Origin of the sequence: Cellulophaga sp. L1A9 (genome assembly GCF_009797025.1) — a bacterium.
Lineage (GTDB): Bacteria > Bacteroidota > Bacteroidia > Flavobacteriales > Flavobacteriaceae > Cellulophaga.
Window position 1 is genome coordinate 4,572,484 of record NZ_CP047027.1, and the last position, 18,083, is coordinate 4,590,566.

Annotated in this window: 17 protein-coding genes; 10 read left to right on the forward strand and 7 right to left on the reverse strand. The window is 34.5% G+C overall.

Annotated elements, in window-relative coordinates; all coding sequences use genetic code 11:
• Positions 1–233 precede the first annotated feature (233 nt).
• Complete coding sequence (locus tag GQR94_RS20030; protein ID WP_158978585.1) at positions 234–590, forward strand: type II toxin-antitoxin system MqsR family toxin; 357 nt, start codon at positions 234–236, stop codon at positions 588–590.
• 13 nt (positions 591–603) lie between these two features.
• On the forward strand, positions 604–1,611 hold the full coding sequence (locus GQR94_RS20035; protein WP_158978587.1) for a type II toxin-antitoxin system antitoxin SocA domain-containing protein: 1,008 nt from the start codon (positions 604–606) through the stop codon (positions 1,609–1,611).
• A 33-nt stretch (positions 1,612–1,644) separates the two neighbouring features.
• Here GQR94_RS20035 and GQR94_RS20040 read toward each other — a convergent pair whose 3' ends face one another.
• Both GQR94_RS20040 and GQR94_RS20045 read right to left on the reverse strand, forming a co-directional pair.
• On the reverse strand, positions 1,645–2,517 hold the full coding sequence (locus GQR94_RS20040) for an RNA polymerase sigma factor (protein ID WP_158978589.1): 873 nt from the start codon (positions 2,515–2,517) through the stop codon (positions 1,645–1,647).
• A 59-nt stretch (positions 2,518–2,576) separates the two neighbouring features.
• On the reverse strand, positions 2,577–3,326 hold the full coding sequence (locus tag GQR94_RS20045) for an SDR family oxidoreductase (RefSeq protein WP_158978590.1): 750 nt from the start codon (positions 3,324–3,326) through the stop codon (positions 2,577–2,579).
• A gap of 220 nt (positions 3,327–3,546) precedes the next feature.
• On the opposite strand from GQR94_RS20045, the gene GQR94_RS20050 reads away from it, so the two are divergent.
• The 3 genes from GQR94_RS20050 to GQR94_RS20060 all read left to right on the forward strand — a co-directional run bounded on the left by GQR94_RS20050 (position 3,547) and on the right by GQR94_RS20060 (position 6,143).
• Positions 3,547–4,110, forward strand: coding sequence for a TetR/AcrR family transcriptional regulator (locus GQR94_RS20050; RefSeq protein WP_158978592.1), 564 nt, complete (start codon positions 3,547–3,549; stop codon positions 4,108–4,110).
• A 72-nt stretch (positions 4,111–4,182) separates the two neighbouring features.
• On the forward strand, positions 4,183–5,169 hold the full coding sequence (locus GQR94_RS20055; protein WP_158978594.1) for an alpha/beta fold hydrolase: 987 nt from the start codon (positions 4,183–4,185) through the stop codon (positions 5,167–5,169).
• On the forward strand, positions 5,169–6,143 hold the full coding sequence (locus GQR94_RS20060) for an alpha/beta fold hydrolase (protein WP_158978596.1): 975 nt from the start codon (positions 5,169–5,171) through the stop codon (positions 6,141–6,143). Before GQR94_RS20055 ends, GQR94_RS20060 begins: the two co-directional genes overlap by 1 nt.
• 107 nt (positions 6,144–6,250) lie before the next feature.
• On the opposite strand, the gene GQR94_RS20065 is transcribed toward GQR94_RS20060, so the two are convergent.
• The 5 genes from GQR94_RS20065 to GQR94_RS20085 form a co-directional block, all read right to left on the reverse strand.
• Positions 6,251–7,009: a phosphoribosyltransferase family protein gene (locus GQR94_RS20065; RefSeq protein WP_158978598.1), complete on the reverse strand. Its 759-nt coding sequence runs from the start codon at positions 7,007–7,009 to the stop codon at positions 6,251–6,253.
• A complete protein-coding gene (locus GQR94_RS20070; RefSeq protein WP_158978601.1) occupies positions 6,984–8,012 on the reverse strand; it encodes an ADP-ribosylglycohydrolase family protein in 1,029 nt (342 codons plus the stop codon). Before GQR94_RS20070 ends, GQR94_RS20065 begins: the two co-directional genes overlap by 26 nt.
• Positions 8,013–8,021: 9 nt before the next feature.
• Complete coding sequence (locus tag GQR94_RS20075; RefSeq protein ID WP_158978603.1) at positions 8,022–9,476, reverse strand: nicotinate phosphoribosyltransferase; 1,455 nt, start codon at positions 9,474–9,476, stop codon at positions 8,022–8,024.
• An 11-nt stretch (positions 9,477–9,487) separates the two neighbouring features.
• A complete protein-coding gene (locus tag GQR94_RS20080) occupies positions 9,488–9,919 on the reverse strand; it encodes a nucleoside 2-deoxyribosyltransferase domain-containing protein (protein ID WP_158978605.1) in 432 nt (143 codons plus the stop codon).
• A 98-nt stretch (positions 9,920–10,017) separates the two neighbouring features.
• The gene (locus tag GQR94_RS20085; RefSeq protein ID WP_158978607.1) at positions 10,018–10,692 is read right to left on the reverse strand and encodes an NUDIX domain-containing protein; all 675 of its coding nucleotides are present in this window, start codon (positions 10,690–10,692) and stop codon (positions 10,018–10,020) included.
• 183 nt (positions 10,693–10,875) lie between these two features.
• Here GQR94_RS20085 and GQR94_RS20090 point away from each other — a divergent pair, with 183 nt between their 5' ends.
• The 5 genes from GQR94_RS20090 to GQR94_RS20110 all read left to right on the forward strand — a co-directional run bounded on the left by GQR94_RS20090 (position 10,876) and on the right by GQR94_RS20110 (position 18,047).
• Complete coding sequence (locus GQR94_RS20090) at positions 10,876–11,289, forward strand: hypothetical protein (protein ID WP_233268506.1); 414 nt, start codon at positions 10,876–10,878, stop codon at positions 11,287–11,289.
• A gap of 108 nt (positions 11,290–11,397) precedes the next feature.
• On the forward strand, positions 11,398–15,150 hold the full coding sequence (locus GQR94_RS20095; protein ID WP_158978609.1) for an efflux RND transporter permease subunit: 3,753 nt from the start codon (positions 11,398–11,400) through the stop codon (positions 15,148–15,150).
• 19 nt (positions 15,151–15,169) lie between these two features.
• A complete protein-coding gene (locus GQR94_RS20100) occupies positions 15,170–15,523 on the forward strand; it encodes a four helix bundle protein (RefSeq protein ID WP_158978611.1) in 354 nt (117 codons plus the stop codon).
• Position 15,524: 1 nt separating this feature from the next.
• Positions 15,525–16,772 carry a TolC family protein gene (locus tag GQR94_RS20105; RefSeq protein WP_158978613.1) on the forward strand — a complete coding sequence of 416 codons (1,248 nt, stop codon included), beginning with the start codon at positions 15,525–15,527 and terminating at the stop codon, positions 16,770–16,772.
• Positions 16,773–16,775: 3 nt separating this feature from the next.
• Positions 16,776–18,047: an efflux RND transporter periplasmic adaptor subunit gene (locus GQR94_RS20110; RefSeq protein WP_158978615.1), complete on the forward strand. Its 1,272-nt coding sequence runs from the start codon at positions 16,776–16,778 to the stop codon at positions 18,045–18,047.
• Positions 18,048–18,083: the final 36 nt, after the last annotated feature.

The window sequence follows — 18,083 nt, forward strand, 5'->3', positions numbered from 1 at the left end:
TGTATATGGTTTGTTGCGTGATTAAGTATTAAAGTTAGCAAATAAAAATCGAATAGAAAATCCGCGAGGATTTTCGAAAGTAAGCTAGAACTAGCAATAAATTACCACTAGTATTACAAACGTATATATTCACTTTAAAGTGATTTAATTGCTTATAAAGCACCAAAAACAACACCTTAAAGTTGTTTAGCTTAAGTTTATGTTTATCTTTGCAAAGTATTTGACACGTGAATATGACGGATAAATCACTAATAAAATCTTTTTTGCAGGAACTTAAGGCGATTATAAAGTCTTTGGGTATAATCTTCTCCAATCGCCCTAAAAATAGTATTCAGAATCTTGCAGACTTAGGTATTACCTCTAAAATGCGTGAAGAAATAATTTTGAATTTAGAAGTGCAGGACTACAGCGAAGGACCTTTAGAAGAAACTCAACAAGGAGGAACTGAAATGTGGGTTTTTGGAATGGTTATAAAAGGTCAACAGGTTTATATCAAATTGACTATTTCAAAAATGACAGGTGGAGCAGTTTGCATATCTTTTCATAAGGCGGAATATCCAATGGGATTTCCTCTTAAGAACCCAAACTAAAAACAATAAAATTATGAAAAGTCCAATCACAGGTAAGGAAATGACCTTACAAATTGAAAAAGATATTTTGGTTTTTCGAAAAGAAGAATTTGAGTATAATCACAAAAGTTATTTATGTGAAGATAGTGGTGAGTCATTTACAACCACAGAGTTAGATGAATTTAATTTGAATCAAGTTTATAATCAATATAGAGATAAACATAATATTCCATTTCCAGATGAAATAATTAAGTTGAGAAACACATATAGCTTGTCAGCTGGTATGATGTCTCGCATATTGGGATTTGGAATTAATAGTTATAGGAATTACGAAAAAGGCGAAGTTCCAAGTTTAGCCAATGGTAAATTAATAAGTTTAGTTTTAAATAGTATAGAGAATTTTAAATACCAAGTTGACTTGAACAATGATTTAAATGAAGAAGAGAAAATTAAAGCTCTTAAAAAAATAGATGTTGTAAAAGAAAATTTCAGAGAAAACAAGGATGATAAAAAATATGTAAGTATTTTATTTGAAGATAAATTTCCAAATAATTTTTCCGGTTATAGAAAACCAAATATGGAAAAAATGTCAAATATGATTTTATTTTTTGCTGAAAAATTAAATCCAACAGAAACAAAAATGAATAAGTTATTGTTTTATTCTGATTTTCTTAATTTTAAAAAGACTGCTTATTCAATAAGTGGAGCAAATTATATGGCACATAATTATGGCCCTGTTCCAGTAAGGTTTGGTGGTATTTTTGATTATGCTTCTAATAAAGATTATATTTTTATGAAAATGGAAGATTATGGAAATGGGTATTGGGGTAAATGTTTTTATAAATCTAACAATAAGGATTTTAATTCCGAGTTATTTAGTTCTGAGGAAATGGAATCTTTAAATACAATTGTAAGTGTATTCAGAAGTTGTAATGCAACTCAAATTATGGAAAAAAGTCACGAGGAAAAAGCATGGCTTGACAATGAAGAAAGTAAAGGGTTAATCGATTATAATTATTCTTTTGAATTAATGCACGTTTGATTTGTCAAATATTCACCAACGTGGCCGTTGAATTTAAAAATCTAAAATTGATTTTATTAAATCGTTGTTCAAGATATCCGTTACTATTTTTGAGGCTTGTATAGGCGTTTGCGCAGGTTGACTCTGAAATACTTTTTTGTTTAAATCCTCTACGGTATTCGAAAAGCGCACCGCTTTCTTTTTTGAAAGCGCACTAATTTTTGAAGTATACCTAGTGTTAAATTGCAGATTATCTGGATCTACTATCCCTTGGGATATATACCCTCTTGTTTTCTTAGCACATCTGCAAGGGTTATTGGAATTGACTAAACCACACTTTTGATTCATCCAATTGTATAATTCTTTACGCGTGCGCATTAATTTAATTCTAAAATTACCTGCAGTAATCCCTAAAATTTCTGCTCCTAGATTATGATCTATTTCAAACATTTCTCCTAAAATATAGATCATGCGCTGCTCTTTAGACAAACAAAGCAACATACCTGTAGTACAGTTAATCCTGATTTCTTCTATGGTATCTTTTAGTTCCTTTTCTTCTAAATCATTTAAGGCGTGGTTGGGTACTGCATCAATAGCATTAAAATAAGTTTCAAAATTTACGAGTTGTAATTTTGAATTTTGACGCTTACTATTGATAAAGTGGTTTACCGTAATCCGGTACAACCAAGTGGTAAATTTACTTTCGCCTTTAAATTTTGATAAGGCCGTAATTACTTTAATAAAAACTTCTTGCGTAAGGTCTTCTGCATCACTTACGTTCCCCACCATTTTTAGTGCAAGATTATAGACAAAAAGTTGATGCCGTATAATTAAAACTTGTAATGCTTTTTTATCGCCCTCTAGGGCTAAATGTACTAACTCCGTATCTGCATAGTCCGGATAATTATCTGAAAATAGGGCTTTCATATCTTTGATTTTTATAAAACCTCATTTCAAATATAAAGAAATGAGGTTTTTAAGTACCACTATATTGCATTTATTCCACCGTGTACGGGAATCTCTTCGCCCACGATATATGAAGAATCATCTGATGCCAAAAACAATACTGCTTTTGCAACTTCTTCAGGATTCCCAAAACGTTTTAAGGCTGTTTGTGCTGTAATCGCTTCTGCCGCTCCAGAAAGTACATCCTCAGGTAAACCAATTTTTCCCCAGAAAGGAGTTCCTATAGGCCCAGGGCTAACGGCATTAACACGAATTCCTTGTTCGGCAAGTTCTGCAGATGCAACACGCACTAAAGATCTTAACGCCGCTTTACTGGCGCTTAACAAGCTACTCCCACCAAAACCAATCTCATTTAACCAAGATGTAGTGATGATCACCGATGCCTTTGGATTAAGATTTTTAATAGCTTTTTGTAAAGTAAAATAAGAACCTTTGAAATTTACATTCATCATATCATCAAAAAAAGCTTCATCCGTGTCTGCTACTGGAGCTAATTTTCCTTTTCCTACATTGATAAACAAAACATCTATACCACCAAATTTAGTAGCTGTTTCTGCGTATAATCGGTCTAAATCTGCTTGATTGGTAACATCTCCTTGTACCGCATAACTATGTGTGCCTAATTGTGCAACCGCTTCCTCTAAAGCTTCTTGCCCTCTACCAAAAATAACTACATTAGCGCCTTGTGCAACAAATTCTTGCGCTGTTGCTAAACCAATACCACTAGTACCTCCAGTAATGACTGCTGTTTTTCCTTCTAACTTTCCCATAATATTTTTTTTTATTTAATCAAGACAATTCGCTGCCCTGCTTAGTTTGGACACTAAAAAAATGATGGTGTTACAAAACTATTTTAGTTAAGCGCAAATAATTGCCATTGGTACTTAATAGGATAATAAAAGAATTGTTTCCTGAAGCTTACTCTATTTATAGTAAATTATCTATTTTACCAATCGTTCGGTAATTGATTTATTTTTTTATCTTTGCGGCATGAGACCACAGAAAGTTCAAGACACCGATATGATGAACAGCCTAGTTAAAACCTTTCGTTCCAAAGGGTACGAAGGAGCTAGTCTTGCTGAATTAGCGACAAGTACAGGACTAAAAAAAGCCAGCCTCTATCACCGTTTTCCTAACGGGAAGCAAGAAATGGCCACTGCTGTACTCGATTATTTAGAAGAATGGGTAGATCAACATCTCTTTACACTATTGTTAGATGAGAACAAAACTCCTGTAGAACGAATAAAAGAAGGCATCGCAGAAATTAGAAAATCTTATGATCATGGTAAAGAAACTTGCATTTTTAGAGCGCTCTCTTTAGGCCAAAGTTTAGAATTATTTGAAGTCCAAATTACTAGAGGAATGAGTAAATGGATTAACGCCTTCAAAAATATAGGAATAGCTTTAGGCTTAACGGAATCTAAAGCACAGCAGCAAGCTGTTGATACGCTGATAAAGATACAGGGAAGTCTTATTGTTACAAGAGGCATGAATGACTTAGCTATATTTGAAACTACACTTAAAGAAATACAAGCTACATATCTAAATCCATAAAAAAAATTTATATACTTATTTTACCGAATGGTCGGTAATTCAATCTTTTATACTTGAAGTTTAAAAAAAATTATGAAAAATCTAACAACAACAGTACTATTAGCCATTACGTTATTCTCGTGTGGTTCAAAAAATGAAGTTCCCGCTCCTCCCCCAAGCACGAGTACCCAAGAGGTAATGGTTTCAAAAGAATTTATCACCCAATACAAATCCATAGAAATCAATGGCATTAGTATTGCCTACAGAGAAGCGGGTAATCCTAAAAACCAAACTATAGTCTTGCTGCATGGTTTTCCTGCATCATCACACCAATACAGAAAAGTATTTGCTCAATTATCTGGGGAATACCATTTAATAGCTCCTGATTATCCCGGTTTTGGGAATAGCGATTTTCCCGATGCAGAAGACTATACCTATACCTTTGATACTATCGCCTCTACTATAGATACATTCTTAGAAAAAAAAGGAATTAATTCCTATGCCTTAATGATACAAGATTACGGCGCTCCTATTGGTTTCAGAATCGCAACGGAACATCCAGAACGGCTAACCGCAATTATCAACCAAAATGGAAACGCTTATGAAGAAGGATTAGGTGAAGCTTGGGCAGGAATTAGAGCACTTTGGGCCAATAGAACTAAAGAAACTGAAGATGCCTTATTACCAGCCTTTTCATTAGAAGGTTTAAAATGGCAATATACGCATGGCGTACGAAATATAGAAACGGTAAATCCTGACAGCTGGAATTTGGATTACTTACGCTTATCTAGACCAAACGCACATGCCGTACATCTAGATTTATTTTATGATTACCAAAACAATGTAAAACTTTACCCTAAGTGGCAACAATACTTAAGAGATCATCAACCTCCATTATTAATTGTTTGGGGTAAAAACGATGCCTTTTTTCCTGAAAGTGGCGCAGAAGCTTTTAAAAAAGATGTTAAGATCATAGATTACAACATTTATGATACGGGCCATTTTGCTCTTGAAGAAGATGGTGATGCTATTATTAAAAAAATAAGTGCTTTTATGAAAACATTAAAAACATCCGCTTAATGAAATTTAGTTCCTATTTGATTGGTACATTGAGTTTACTCATCATAAGTTGCCATGAACTGCCCACAGATACTAAAGAAGATACCGTTAAGGAGGTATCCTTTTTTCTTCCACCACCCACTACCTATAATACCATAGAAGTAAACGGTGTAGATTTGTTTTACAGAGAAGCGGGCGATCCTAAAAAACCAACGATTCTATTGCTACATGGCTACCCTTCATCTTCCCATAGTTACCGGAATTTGATTCCCATGTTGGCCAGCCAATATCATATTATTGCACCAGACAACTTAGGTTCTGGTTATAGCGATCATCCAAATCTTGAAACAACCAACTATACGTTTGATTTGCTTGCGGAATATACCAATGAATTACTGAGTGCGCTTAAAATTGATCATTACACGCTGTATATGCAAGATTTTGGTGCTCCTGTTGGCTACCGAATGATGATGAAAGATCCTAAAAGAATAGACGCTTTAATTGTGCAAAACGCCAATGCCTATTTAGACGGATTAATACCAGCAAGGCAAGCCTTTTTTAAGAAAGCACAAGAGGATACATCGCAAGAAGAACTTGATTTTTTATATCACATTACTAGTGAAAAGGTGATTATTAATAAACAATATTTGTTTGATCTTGACACGACCAACTACAACACTCAAAGTCCTGATGCTTGGACTCATGATTTGTCATTCCTTCAGTCGCAAGCAGATCGAATGATACAAGTGCAATTATTCCAAGACTATTACACCAACCTACTTGCCTACCCTACTTGGCAAAAGATGTTGAAAGAAACACAGCCCAAAACATTAATTGTATGGGGTGCAAAAGATGTAAAATTTAATGCTGATGGTGCAAAAGCCTATCTAAGAGATCTTCCCAATGCTGAGCTACATTTATTAGATGCTGGGCATTTTGCTGTAGAAGAAAAGCCTCGTGATATCGCTTTACTTATTCTTAATTTTCTTGAGTAGTTTAAAGCATAAAAAAAGCGTATTCCAAAGGATACGCTTTTTTTAATTTAAGCTTTTAATGCTCTTCTAACATCAAAAATATCTACCTAAAAAAAACCATAGTATAATTAAATGACGGAATATTGCGTAACATAAGTATCTGTAATATCTTTAAAACTATTGGTACAATACACATGATCAATACTCTCTTTTAATTCTTCAAAACCATAATTAAATTGCGCATGTGTTACATACAAAAATACCTTAGTGGCTCCTTGTGCTTTCAATGCTTCTGCCAAGAATTTAAAGGTTCTTCCGCCGTCTGCTAAATCATCTACAATCAAGCATTCTTTTCCTTCTACATCGCCTTGAATACTAATTACCGGAGCGCCATTAATTCTCACTTTATTAGAAGGTACTAAGTCCGCCGCCAGCTTTTCTGCAATTTCATGAGTGGTTTTATAAGCTCCCGCATCTGGACTCACCAATACCGGATGACCTAAAGCTTTAAAAGTTTTTTCCACAAATTGGAAATGAGAAATCATTTCACTATTCGCTATCAACGCTAGAGAAATAGGGCTATGCGGATGTAAAATGGAAACTTTATCAAACTTCATACTATTGATAAAATTAGCAATCACTTTAAGATCAAAAGATTCTGCTTTATGAAACCGTCTATCGGAACGTTGCCCAATTAAACATAAAATAGTTAAAGTGGCTACTGCATTTTTATGCATGGCATTTTCAGCATCCCAAGCCTCTTTTATAGCAGCTATGGTAAATAAATCTTCATAGCTATTTCCTCTAATCTTGAGGTCTAAATTACCTCCTTCTATGATTTTGGCGGTTACTTGCCCATCATTAAATTTCTTTATTTCGTATTTCATTTGTAAGCTTTTTATTTTCTTTAAATTTTTCAGCTATTTGTTCTAAATAATTTAAGTTTTCAATATTATTTATCATAAACTCAGGAATGTCTTTTAAACCAAATCTTCCTGCCATTATACCTGTAGTAATAGAAGCGACTGAATCTACATCTCCTCCCAATAGCACTGATTTCTGCAATGCTTCAAAAGGATTTTTAGAATTCTTAAGTACATATAAAACTGCTCCTACAGTAAACTTTGAATCTGACGGAACTCCGTTTATTCCAGGTAAAAAATACGGAGCTTGTATGGGTTGACTTCCACATAGAATAGTAAATTCTTCTGTATTCAAGTTTTTATACATACTTAGTTCATTCACTTTTGACAGATATGCTTTGTATTCTTCGTTTAAATCAACTGTACTAAAGCAATAGTCAATAACATGGGCGGTATCTCCTTTTTTTATAAGAACATATTCTGATGCTCTGGCTATACATTGACTGGATAGTAATGCATTTTTATTTGGATGCGTAGCGTTGGCGTTAATAGCGGCATACTCATTAATCAAATCATCCCGCAGCAAGCCCAAAGGAACTGATCTCATTGCTGGCGCATTTCCTGGATTAGGTCTATCCCTTTGAAAATCCCGAACTTCTTCTATTGTTTTAGCTCCAGAATAGTACCAACTCATAGAGCCATGACCATTTCTTCCGTATCCCTTTATTGCTTTACCAAGGTCATATTCTTCTTTCCATTTTTGAACTAATAAATCTTCAGAAAAAACTTCTCCCGAAGTTAAGGCGTTTATTAATCCAATAGTCATTTCAGTATCATCTGTATACTCCCAAGCAGTGTAATTTTTGGTAAATATTTCCTTTTTTTCTGGTGCTACTTTTATTTGGTCTCTAGCATTTACAAATTTTGAGAAATCTACATGTTGGCGTATCCAATCTCTATCTTGAAACTCTACTCCTGCTCCAAATGCATCTCCTATCGCTATACCTAAAAGTATTTCCTTTATCATTACAAAAATTTATAGATTCTCATTGATCCGATCTCTTATCTCTTGTAGGCTTACTTGATTCATAAATTTTCCGTCTTCATAAATTACCTGTAATGCTCCTTCGCTTTCTACTGCTGGTGTTACTTGATCTACTAAAACAAACTCCCCATCAACCACAGCTACTTTTATCAATCCTTTAGCCGATTTTTTAACGCCATCATCCGTAATTGGATCTTTGAAAATTTCTCTTCGTTCACCATTTACTACTACAGAAGTAGCTTTCATAGCAAAGCCAAAAGTATCTCTGGTATTAAATTGGTATGTAAAAGAACCTATTCCTAAGACAACATTAGTAGTCGCAAAACCTTTATCACTCAAACGTTGACAAATATTCTCTGCTCTTTCTGTAGTAATACTATCCCCATATATAGCACCAATATGTGCATCTAAAACTTTAAAACCTTGTGCATTTACAGTACCTCCAAAAATATCCCAAAGGAGTTCTACAACACCTTTATCTTTAGGACTTTCTGCACCTAGTGTCGTAGCTTCTCCACAGATAATGTCTACAGGATCTCCACTATCTGGCCTAATCACCAATTTACCATCTCTTGCTAAAACTTCTTCTTTTAACTGCGGTAAATACTCCGTAAGTACTTTCCATAAATCCCAAGTATCACTCACTACAGATAATATTCCACTAGGATACGTATCCATTAAAGCTCTAAACGTGCCTATTTCATCATCTTTTGTTCCTGCACACATAACAGAGTGTTCTGTAGCATTCACAGAACCTACCACAAAGCCTTTAGCATGATAATAGTTACGAAGCGTGCTAATTACAGGTAAGGTGTCTGACCCTAAAAATACTGCAGCATGCCCCATACCAGAAGAAACTGCACTTTGTAAGCCTCCCATTCCACGCATAGAAAAATCATGTCCTTGAAAATCTATAAAGCCCATATTTTCTTTGTCGGTGGCTAAAGTCCATTTTTTGAAAATCCTTTTATAACATAAGGCAATAGATGCCGAGGTCATCGGTTGCCATAACATGGTAGACAAAATAGTTTCTAAAAAATTTGTTATCCAATAGAAGTTTTTGTCTGTGTTTACCACAGTTACCATAGGAACTCTAATAGGAACCTCTAGTCCTTCTGGTAAAGATTTAGCTCTGATAGGCAAGTATTGTAAATCATGTAATTCTTCATAGTGCGTCACATCGTAATCTGTACCTAAATACAACGACAATTCCTCTTTTAATTCATTACACACTTGCGCTTTTGGTTTCGAAAAGAAATTATCTTGAAAATAATCATGCAACCATTGAAATACATATTGTTGCCCAAAAGAAACTACCTTATCACATCCTTTTGGCGCATATTTATTACTTCTAGGCGTCCAATTAGAATATACTTCTTCTGTCCCTTTTGGGTATTGTTGGTGGTGTCCTGTTTTGTATCCGTCTGTTAAAAATAATCCGTTCATGTTATGTTATTTTAAGTTAGCGTGTCTATTGCCTTTTGGAGTGTTATTAAAGTTGGCGTATGATACCTTTCACATAAGGTAACCACATAACTACTTTTATAAAACGCTTTAGGACAGACTACATATAATTTATTTGTGTTTACATATAAGCCTAATTCAACCATGGAAATGGGTGATACCGCATTAGGAAGGAAATTAAGGAGTATTATATCTGCCATGGCCATAGCGTCTAACTCCCACTCTACATGCTTTTTCATTTGTAAGGCATTTAAAGTATCATGTTGTTCATTCGTAGGATCTAAAAAATGATACAAATTAGGTAAACTATTTACCACTTGATTCCTCCAATTTACGGATTGCTTATGCGCCATACTCCCTGCTAAGAAAATATAACGTTGGTCTGATTCTTTTATTGGAAGTCCTATTTGTGAAGTGAATACCATAATCTTTATTTGCGTAACTATGACGCAAATATAAAATACATTTAAAGATCTCGCAAGATTTATTTGTGTTTTTTTTACGCAAACTATATTTAAACCCTTTAAATTTCGAAAATGATGCCCTCCTTTTTGAGTTTAAAATAACGTTTATCATTGAACTTAAATAAGTTAGCAGGTCTTCCAGAGCCTTTAGAAACCTTTTCATCTAGTTCATCTAAAATATTAAGACTTAGCATCTTTTTTCTAAAATTACGTCGATCTATAGCTCTTCCTAAAAGTGTGGTATATAATTTTTCTAAGTCAGAAAAAGGAAATTTAGTATCTAATAATTCAAAACCAATAGGCTCATAAGTAATTTTTCCTTGCAACCGTGTTATCGCCATTTGCAATATTTCTTCATGATCAAAAGACAAACTTGGTAGTTCGGTTATTTTAAACCATTGCACCTCTTCTGCATCAGTTGCTGCTAATATTTTAAATGCACTGGGTTTAATTAAACCAAAATAAGCGACAGACACTACCCTACTTCTAGGATCTCTTTTTGGATGACCAAACGTATATAACTGTTCTAGGTAATTTATAGCAATACCCGTTTCTTCTTTAAGTTCTCTTTCTACAGCTTCTTCTAAAGATTCCTCTTCTAAAACAAAACCTCCAGGAATTGCCCATTTCCCTTTAAAAGGCTCATATTTTCTTTTAATAAGTAACACTGATATGGTTCCAGATTCATAGCCAAAGACTACAGCATCTACTGAAAGTTGAATTGATTGTGGCATACTATGCGTATTTAGTACGCTAATATATGAAAATTTATGTATCCCCAATTGATAATATGGCAACCCAAGATTAATATCTTGTTAATAATTACGACCTATAGGAGAAAAATTGGTGCCCAAAATTCCTTTATTAACAAAAATTTAAAAAAGTCCTGTGAATATTTCCTAACTTTGGTATTCGTTATGAAACAACTTTTCCATAAAATAATGTCGTTTGCAATGACTATTGTAGTGCTCTGCGCTACAATGTCATTCACACTAAACGCGCATTATTGTGGAGCTACTTTGGTAGAAACTGCATTATTTCATAAAGCAGAAGGTTGCGGCATGGAAATGCAAAAACCGGCCACTGAAGATTGCTCTATTACTAAGAAAAATTGTTGCAGTGACGAACAAATAGTTATTGATGGACAAGATGAATTACAATTACAAGTAGATCAAATTTCTTTTGAGCAACAACTGTTTTTAGTTTCATTTGTATACACATATGCTAATCTTTTTGATAGTACTGGTACTACTAAACCTTTTTACAAGGCCTACGAACCACCGCTCGTCACAGCACAAATCTTTAAGCTAGACGAGACGTATTTAATCTGATTTTTATACAATAGACTGTAGGATCCAATGAATTATTTCATTAGGATGCTTTCCTGTATTCGGTGTTTTCTCAACACCAATGTCTAATTGTATTAAATATCAAACTTCATGCTAAATAGAAGCATCAAATTTTTAATAGAAAATAAACTTATTGCCGTTTTACTACTAGTTCTTTTTGTAGGCTGGGGTACTATAAATGCGCCATTTAATTGGGATACTGGATTTTTACCCAGTGATCCTGTAGCGGTAGATGCTATTCCTGATATTGGAGAGAACCAACAAATAGTGTTTACAAAATGGGATGGCCGTTCTCCTCAAGATATTGAAGACCAAATAACCTACCCCCTAACCTCTTTCCTATTAGGTATTCCTGGCGTAAAAACCATTCGCAGCTCGTCTATGTTTGGCTTCTCTAGCATCTATATCATTTTTGAAGAGGATATTGAATTTTACTGGAGCAGAAGTAGAATTTTAGAGAAACTAAATTCACTACCTAGTAACCTCTTACCAGAAGGTATAAATCCTGCTTTAGGCCCGGATGCTACAGGTTTAGGACAAATATTCTGGTACACTCTAGAAGGTCGTGATAAAGATGGAAACACTACGGGAGGATGGGACTTGCAGGAACTTAGAAGTATCCAGGACTACTATGTAAAATATGGCCTATCTTCTGCAAGTGGAGTGTCTGAAGTGGCATCTATTGGGGGATATGTTCAAGAGTATCAAGTAGATGTTAATCCAGAATTAATGCGTCAATACAACATTAGTTTAAACCAAGTTGTAAAAGCCGTTAAGAGTAGTAATCAAGATATTGGCGCGCAAACCTTAGAAATTAACAAAGCAGAATATTTAGTACGTGGTTTAGGGTATATAAAATCGGTTGAAGATATTGAAAACGCTGTAGTGACTTCAAAAGATTTTACAGCCATAAAGATTAAGGACATTGGTAATGTATCTTTAGGTCCTGCAGCGCGACGAGGCATTTTAGATAAAGAAGGCGCAGAAGTTGTTGGCGGTGTTGTGGTGGCAAGATATGGTGCAAACCCCATGGAGGTAATTACCAATGTAAAAGCAAAAATAGACGAGCTTAAAGGCGGTTTACCCGCTAAAGTTTTAGCAGACGGAAGAACGTCTCAATTAACCGTCGTTCCGTTTTACGATCGATCAGAACTAATTGTAGAAACCTTAGATACACTTAACGAAGCATTGACCCTAGAAATATTAATTACCATTTTGGTGATTATTATTATGGTTTTCAATTTAAGAGCTTCTATTCTAATCTCTGGTTTATTACCTGTTGCAGTATTAATGGTTTTTGTAGCCATGAAACTATTTAATGTAGATGCAAATATTGTTGCCCTTTCTGGTATTGCAATCGCTATTGGAACTATGGTAGATGTTGGCGTCATACTTGCCGAAAATATGATTCGTCATCTCGATGATGAAAAACTAAGAACTCGTGAGGATGGAACAGCATTAACTATAAATGAAGTTGTTTATAATGCTACAGCGGAAGTATCTGGCGCTATTCTAACTGCAGTATTAACTACCATTATCAGTTTTGTACCTGTATTTACTATGGTTGGCGCTGAAGGAAAATTGTTTAGACCTCTAGCCTTTACCAAAACAATGGCCTTATCCGCGTCTTTGGTGATTGCTTTATTTATAATTCCGCCTTTAGCAGCATTTTTATTCCGAAAAACGACGTTTAAAAACTCATTTAAATACATTATAAATGGAGTTTTAGTGCTTGTTGGAATAGCAGTTATGCTTAGCGGATTTTGGCTAGGAATTATTTTAATAGCTTTCGGAGTTTTGTCATTTTGGAGTTTGTACTTTAATACCTCTGAACTAAACTTTTCGCTTTTTAATTCTCCCTTTTCACTTTCAAAAAACCTTATCCAGATTATTATTTCTTCGGTGGCTATTGTACTGCTGCTTGCCGAATATTGGAGGCCACTAGGTTTTGATCGTAGCATAGGCATCAACTTAATTTTCGTAGCCCTTATTTGTTTCGGAATTTTAGGAATATTCTCTTTATTAAAGAAGTTTTATGTAAAGATTTTAAAATGGGCTTTGGCTCATAAAGTCTTGTTTTTAACCATTCCTGCAACAGTACTGGTACTCGGAATTTGGATTAAGAATACTACAGGAAAAGAGTTTATGCCTTCTTTAAATGAAGGGTCTTTTCTTCTGATGCCCACCTCTCTCCCACATGCTGGTGTTGAAGAAAATAAGCGCGTGCTTCAACAATTAGATATGGCGGTAGCAACTATTCCTGAGATTGAAACTGTCGTAGGAAAAGCTGGTAGAACAGAATCTGCATTAGATCCTGCTCCTTTATCGATGTACGAAAACATGATTCAGTATAAGTCTGAATACATGCGAAATGCCGAAGGAAAAAGACAACGCTATAAAGTAAATGATGATGGTCTATTTGAGTTAAAAGACGGGCGCTTTATGGCAAATCCAAACAACTCAAAAAATACGATACTTACTAAGGTTAAAAACGCTCAATTAATAGAAGATGAAGACGGCGAATACTACAGAAACTGGCGACCAGAAATTAAGAATCCAGATGATATTTGGAAGGAGCTTATAAAAGTCTCTACACTGCCTGGAATTACTTCTGCTCCAAAATTACAGCCTATAGAAACCCGATTAGTGATGCTACAAACAGGGATGCGTGCTCCTATGGGTATAAAAGTAAAAGGTCAAGATTTGAAACAGATTGAAGCTTTTGGTTTGGAATTAGAACACCTTTTAAAACAAGCGGAAGGCGTTAAAATAGAGGCTGTTTTTGCAGATAGAATTGTTGGTAAACCGTATTTATTAATTGACATCGATAGAGAAAAAATAGCACGTTATGGTATTTCTATTGAAGAGGTTCAAAGTGTGCTAAAAGTGGCCATTGGTGGTATGGCATTAACACAAACCGTTGAAGGCAGAGAACGCTATGGTGTTCGCGTGCGTTACCCAAGAGAGCTACGTGGTAATCCAGAGGATATAAAAGACATTTATATTCCAGTAGAAACAGGAAATCCTGTGCCTTTAAGCGAATTGGCTACTATTAGATATGAACAAGGTCCGCAAGTCATAAAAAGTGAAGATACCTTTTTAGTCGGTTATGTATTGTTTGATAAACTAGATGGTTTCGCAGAAGTAGCTGTTGTAGAAAACGCACAAGCATTGTTTCAACAGAAAATAGATTCCGGAGAATTAGTGGTACCGAAAGGCATCAGTTATAAATTTACAGGAACGTATGAGAATCAATTACGAGCAGAAAAAACACTCGCTGTGGTTGTTCCATTAGCGCTCGCTATCATTTTTATAATCCTTTATTTTCAGTTTAAATCTGTTACCACATCATTAATGGTATTTACAGGTATTACAGTGGCATTTGCAGGTGGTTTTATTATGATTTGGTTATATGGACAAGATTGGTTTTTCAATTTTAGCTTGTTTGGTGAGAATATGCGAGATCTCTTTAATATGAAAACCATCAATCTAAGTGTCGCCGTTTGGGTTGGTTTTATAGCCTTATTTGGTATTGCTACAGATGATGGCGTGGTTATGGCAACCTACTTAACACAAACATTTGACCGCGAAAAACCTTCGGATAAAAAAAGCATCAGAACTGCTGCGTTACATGCTGCAGAAAAACGTATTCGCCCTTGTTTAATGACTACGGTAACCACCATTTTGGCATTGTTACCCGTTTTAACCTCCACAGGAAAAGGAAGTGATATTATGATCCCTATGGCTATCCCCATATTTGGAGGGATGGTTATAGACATTACCTCTTACTTTATTGTACCGGTTTTATATAGCTGGAGAGAAGAAATGAAAGTGAAAAACTAAAAGTGAAAAGTTTAAAATCATGGGAAAAAGTATTTTAAAAGAGAAAAGTTATGCCTTTGTTATTTTAGTTGTGAAATTATCTCAATCACTAGTTACAGAAAAAAAAGAATATGTTTTAAGAAAGCAACTTTTGAGAATTGGAACTGCTATCGGAGCAGTAATTCGTGAAACTGAATTTGCTCTAAGTAAGGCCGACTTTATCCATAAAATGAGCATTTCTCTTAAAGAAGTTAATGAACCTTTGTATTGGTTAGACTTACGCAAAGACACAGATTATGTACCCGAAGAAGCACATCTCATTCATTTTAACTTAAATAAAGAATTAGTTTCAATGTCGGTTAGTGCCATTAAAACAACAAAATCAAGAAATTAAAATGATAAATTTTCAACTCACACCTAAAAAACTAAGGAGGTTATTTGTTTTTAGCTTTTCACTTTTAGCTATTCATATTAGCAATGCACAAGAACTAGAATCTTATATTAACACTGCTTTAAAAAACAGTCCTGAAATTCAAAAATTTGAAGTACAATATAACATTGCAACTGAAAAAGTGAATGAAGCGAATACCCTTCCGAATACTGAATTTAGTGCTAGTTACTTTGTTCTAGAACCAGAAACACGAACAGGATCACAGCGTTATAAAGTCGCCGCCAAACAAATGCTACCCTGGTTTGGGACCATAACTTCTCGTGAAAATTATGCTAGTTCTTTGGCCGATATTAATTACGAAGAGCTTGTTATTGCCAAAAGAAAGCTAGTCGTTTCTGTCTCTGAATCTTATTATAAACTGTACGTTAGCAAAGCCAAACAAGCAGTATTAATAGAAAACATTAAACTATTAGATACGTATGAAGCACTAGCATTAACCTCTGTAGAAGTTGGCAAAGCTTCTGCTGTAGATGTGTTTAGACTACAAATAAGACAGAATGAGTTAGAACAACTACAACAAGTTTTAAAACAACAGTTTTTATCTGAGCAAACTGCTTTTAATAATCTGTTGAATAGAAAAAAAGATGTAGAAGTATCCGTTATAGCTACTTTGGTTTTACCTCCTGATGATATTAAAACTACTACTAAAAATTTAACCTTGCATCCAGAATTAATTAAATACGATAAGTTATATCAATCTGTAACACAGTCAGAATTACTAAATCAAAAGGAAAGTAAGCTTTCGTTTGGTTTCGGAATTGATTATATCAATATTCAAGCTGCCCCAGATATCACCTATAGTAAAAACGGACAAGATATTTTAATGCCAACGGTTTCCTTATCGGTTCCCCTTTTCAATAACAAATACAAATCGCAAACCAAGCAGAATGCCTTGCAGCAGAAAGAAATTGAATATCAAAAGCAAGAACGTTTAAATACTTTAGAAACACTTTTAGATAAGGCTATAAACGATAGAATTTCGTCACGAATACGTTACAATACACACGTAAAAAATTTGAAACAAGCTAAAGATGCTGAAACTATTCTAGTAAAAAGCTATGAAACAGGAACTATTGATTTTAATGATGTTTTAGAGATACAGGAACTACAACTAAAGTTTCAAATAAGCCTTATAGAATCAGTACAAAACTATTATGTACAAACCACAATCATAAATTATTTAAGTAATTAAATTATGAAAAAATATATAATTTACACCGCAATATTAGCCCTTGGCATCTTATTAGGAAGTTTCTTTTTTGGAGGAGAGTCTACTTCAGAAACAAAACACAATCACGATATAGAGGCTGCAGACAGTCAGTTATGGACCTGCTCTATGCATCCTCAAATTATGCTTCCAGAACCTGGGCTATGTCCTATTTGTGCTATGGATTTAATTCCGGCAGAAAGCAGTACTCAAGGTTTACTGGCTGATCAATTTAAACTTTCTGAAAATGCCATCGCATTAGCCAACATACAAACTACTTTGGTAGGTACCAGTACCGTAAATGAAGACGGCATCATACTTTCTGGGAAAATTGTAGAAAATGAAGATAATACAGCCATACAACCTGCCCATTTTAACGGGCGAATAGAAAAATTATACGTAACATCATTAGGGGAAAAAGTCACAAAAGGACAAGCTGTTGCTCAAATATATTCAGCAGATTTAATTGCTGCACAGCAAGAATTAATAACTACATATAGCATAAGAGAATCGCAGCCACAACTATACAAAGCGGTACAAAACAAATTTAAAAACTGGAAAATTCATGGAGATCAATTAGATGAAGTCCTAAAAACGGGGCAAGTAAAAACAAGTTTTACTATATATTCTCATGTTTCTGGTGTTGTTACAGAAATTGCGGTTAGCGATGGCGCCCATATTATGGACGGTAAACCTATTTTTAAAGTGTCTAACCTTTCTACAGTTTGGGCAAATTTTGATGTATATGAGAACCAAATTAGTTTGTTTAAAAAAGGACAAGACATTGAAGTAATTACTTCTGCTTACGCTAATAAAGTTTTTAAAGGAACCGTAGATTTTATAGATCCTATTTTAGATACCAGCACCAGAACCGTAAAATTAAGGGTGGTACTGAATAACAAAGATCAAATATTAAAACCTGGCCTTTTTGTTGAAGGTAAAATAAAAAGAACCACCACCAGTGAATCAGATGTCCTATCTATACCAACAACAGCTGTTTTATGGACAGGCAAACGCTCTGTAGTCTATATCAAATCTAAAACAAATGAACCTGTTTTTGAAATGCGTGAAATTACTTTAGGCAATCAAATTGGAGATAACTATCAAGTTTTAGAAGGTTTAAATAACGGAGATGAACTTGTAACCAACGGTACGTTTACTGTAGATGCAGCAGCTCAATTACAAGGTAAAAAATCAATGATGAATAAGAATAGCGGTAAGGTTATGACCGGCCATGAAGGCCATCAAATGAATAAATAAAAAAACCGTCTCTTATCAAGAGACGGTTTCCTTTTT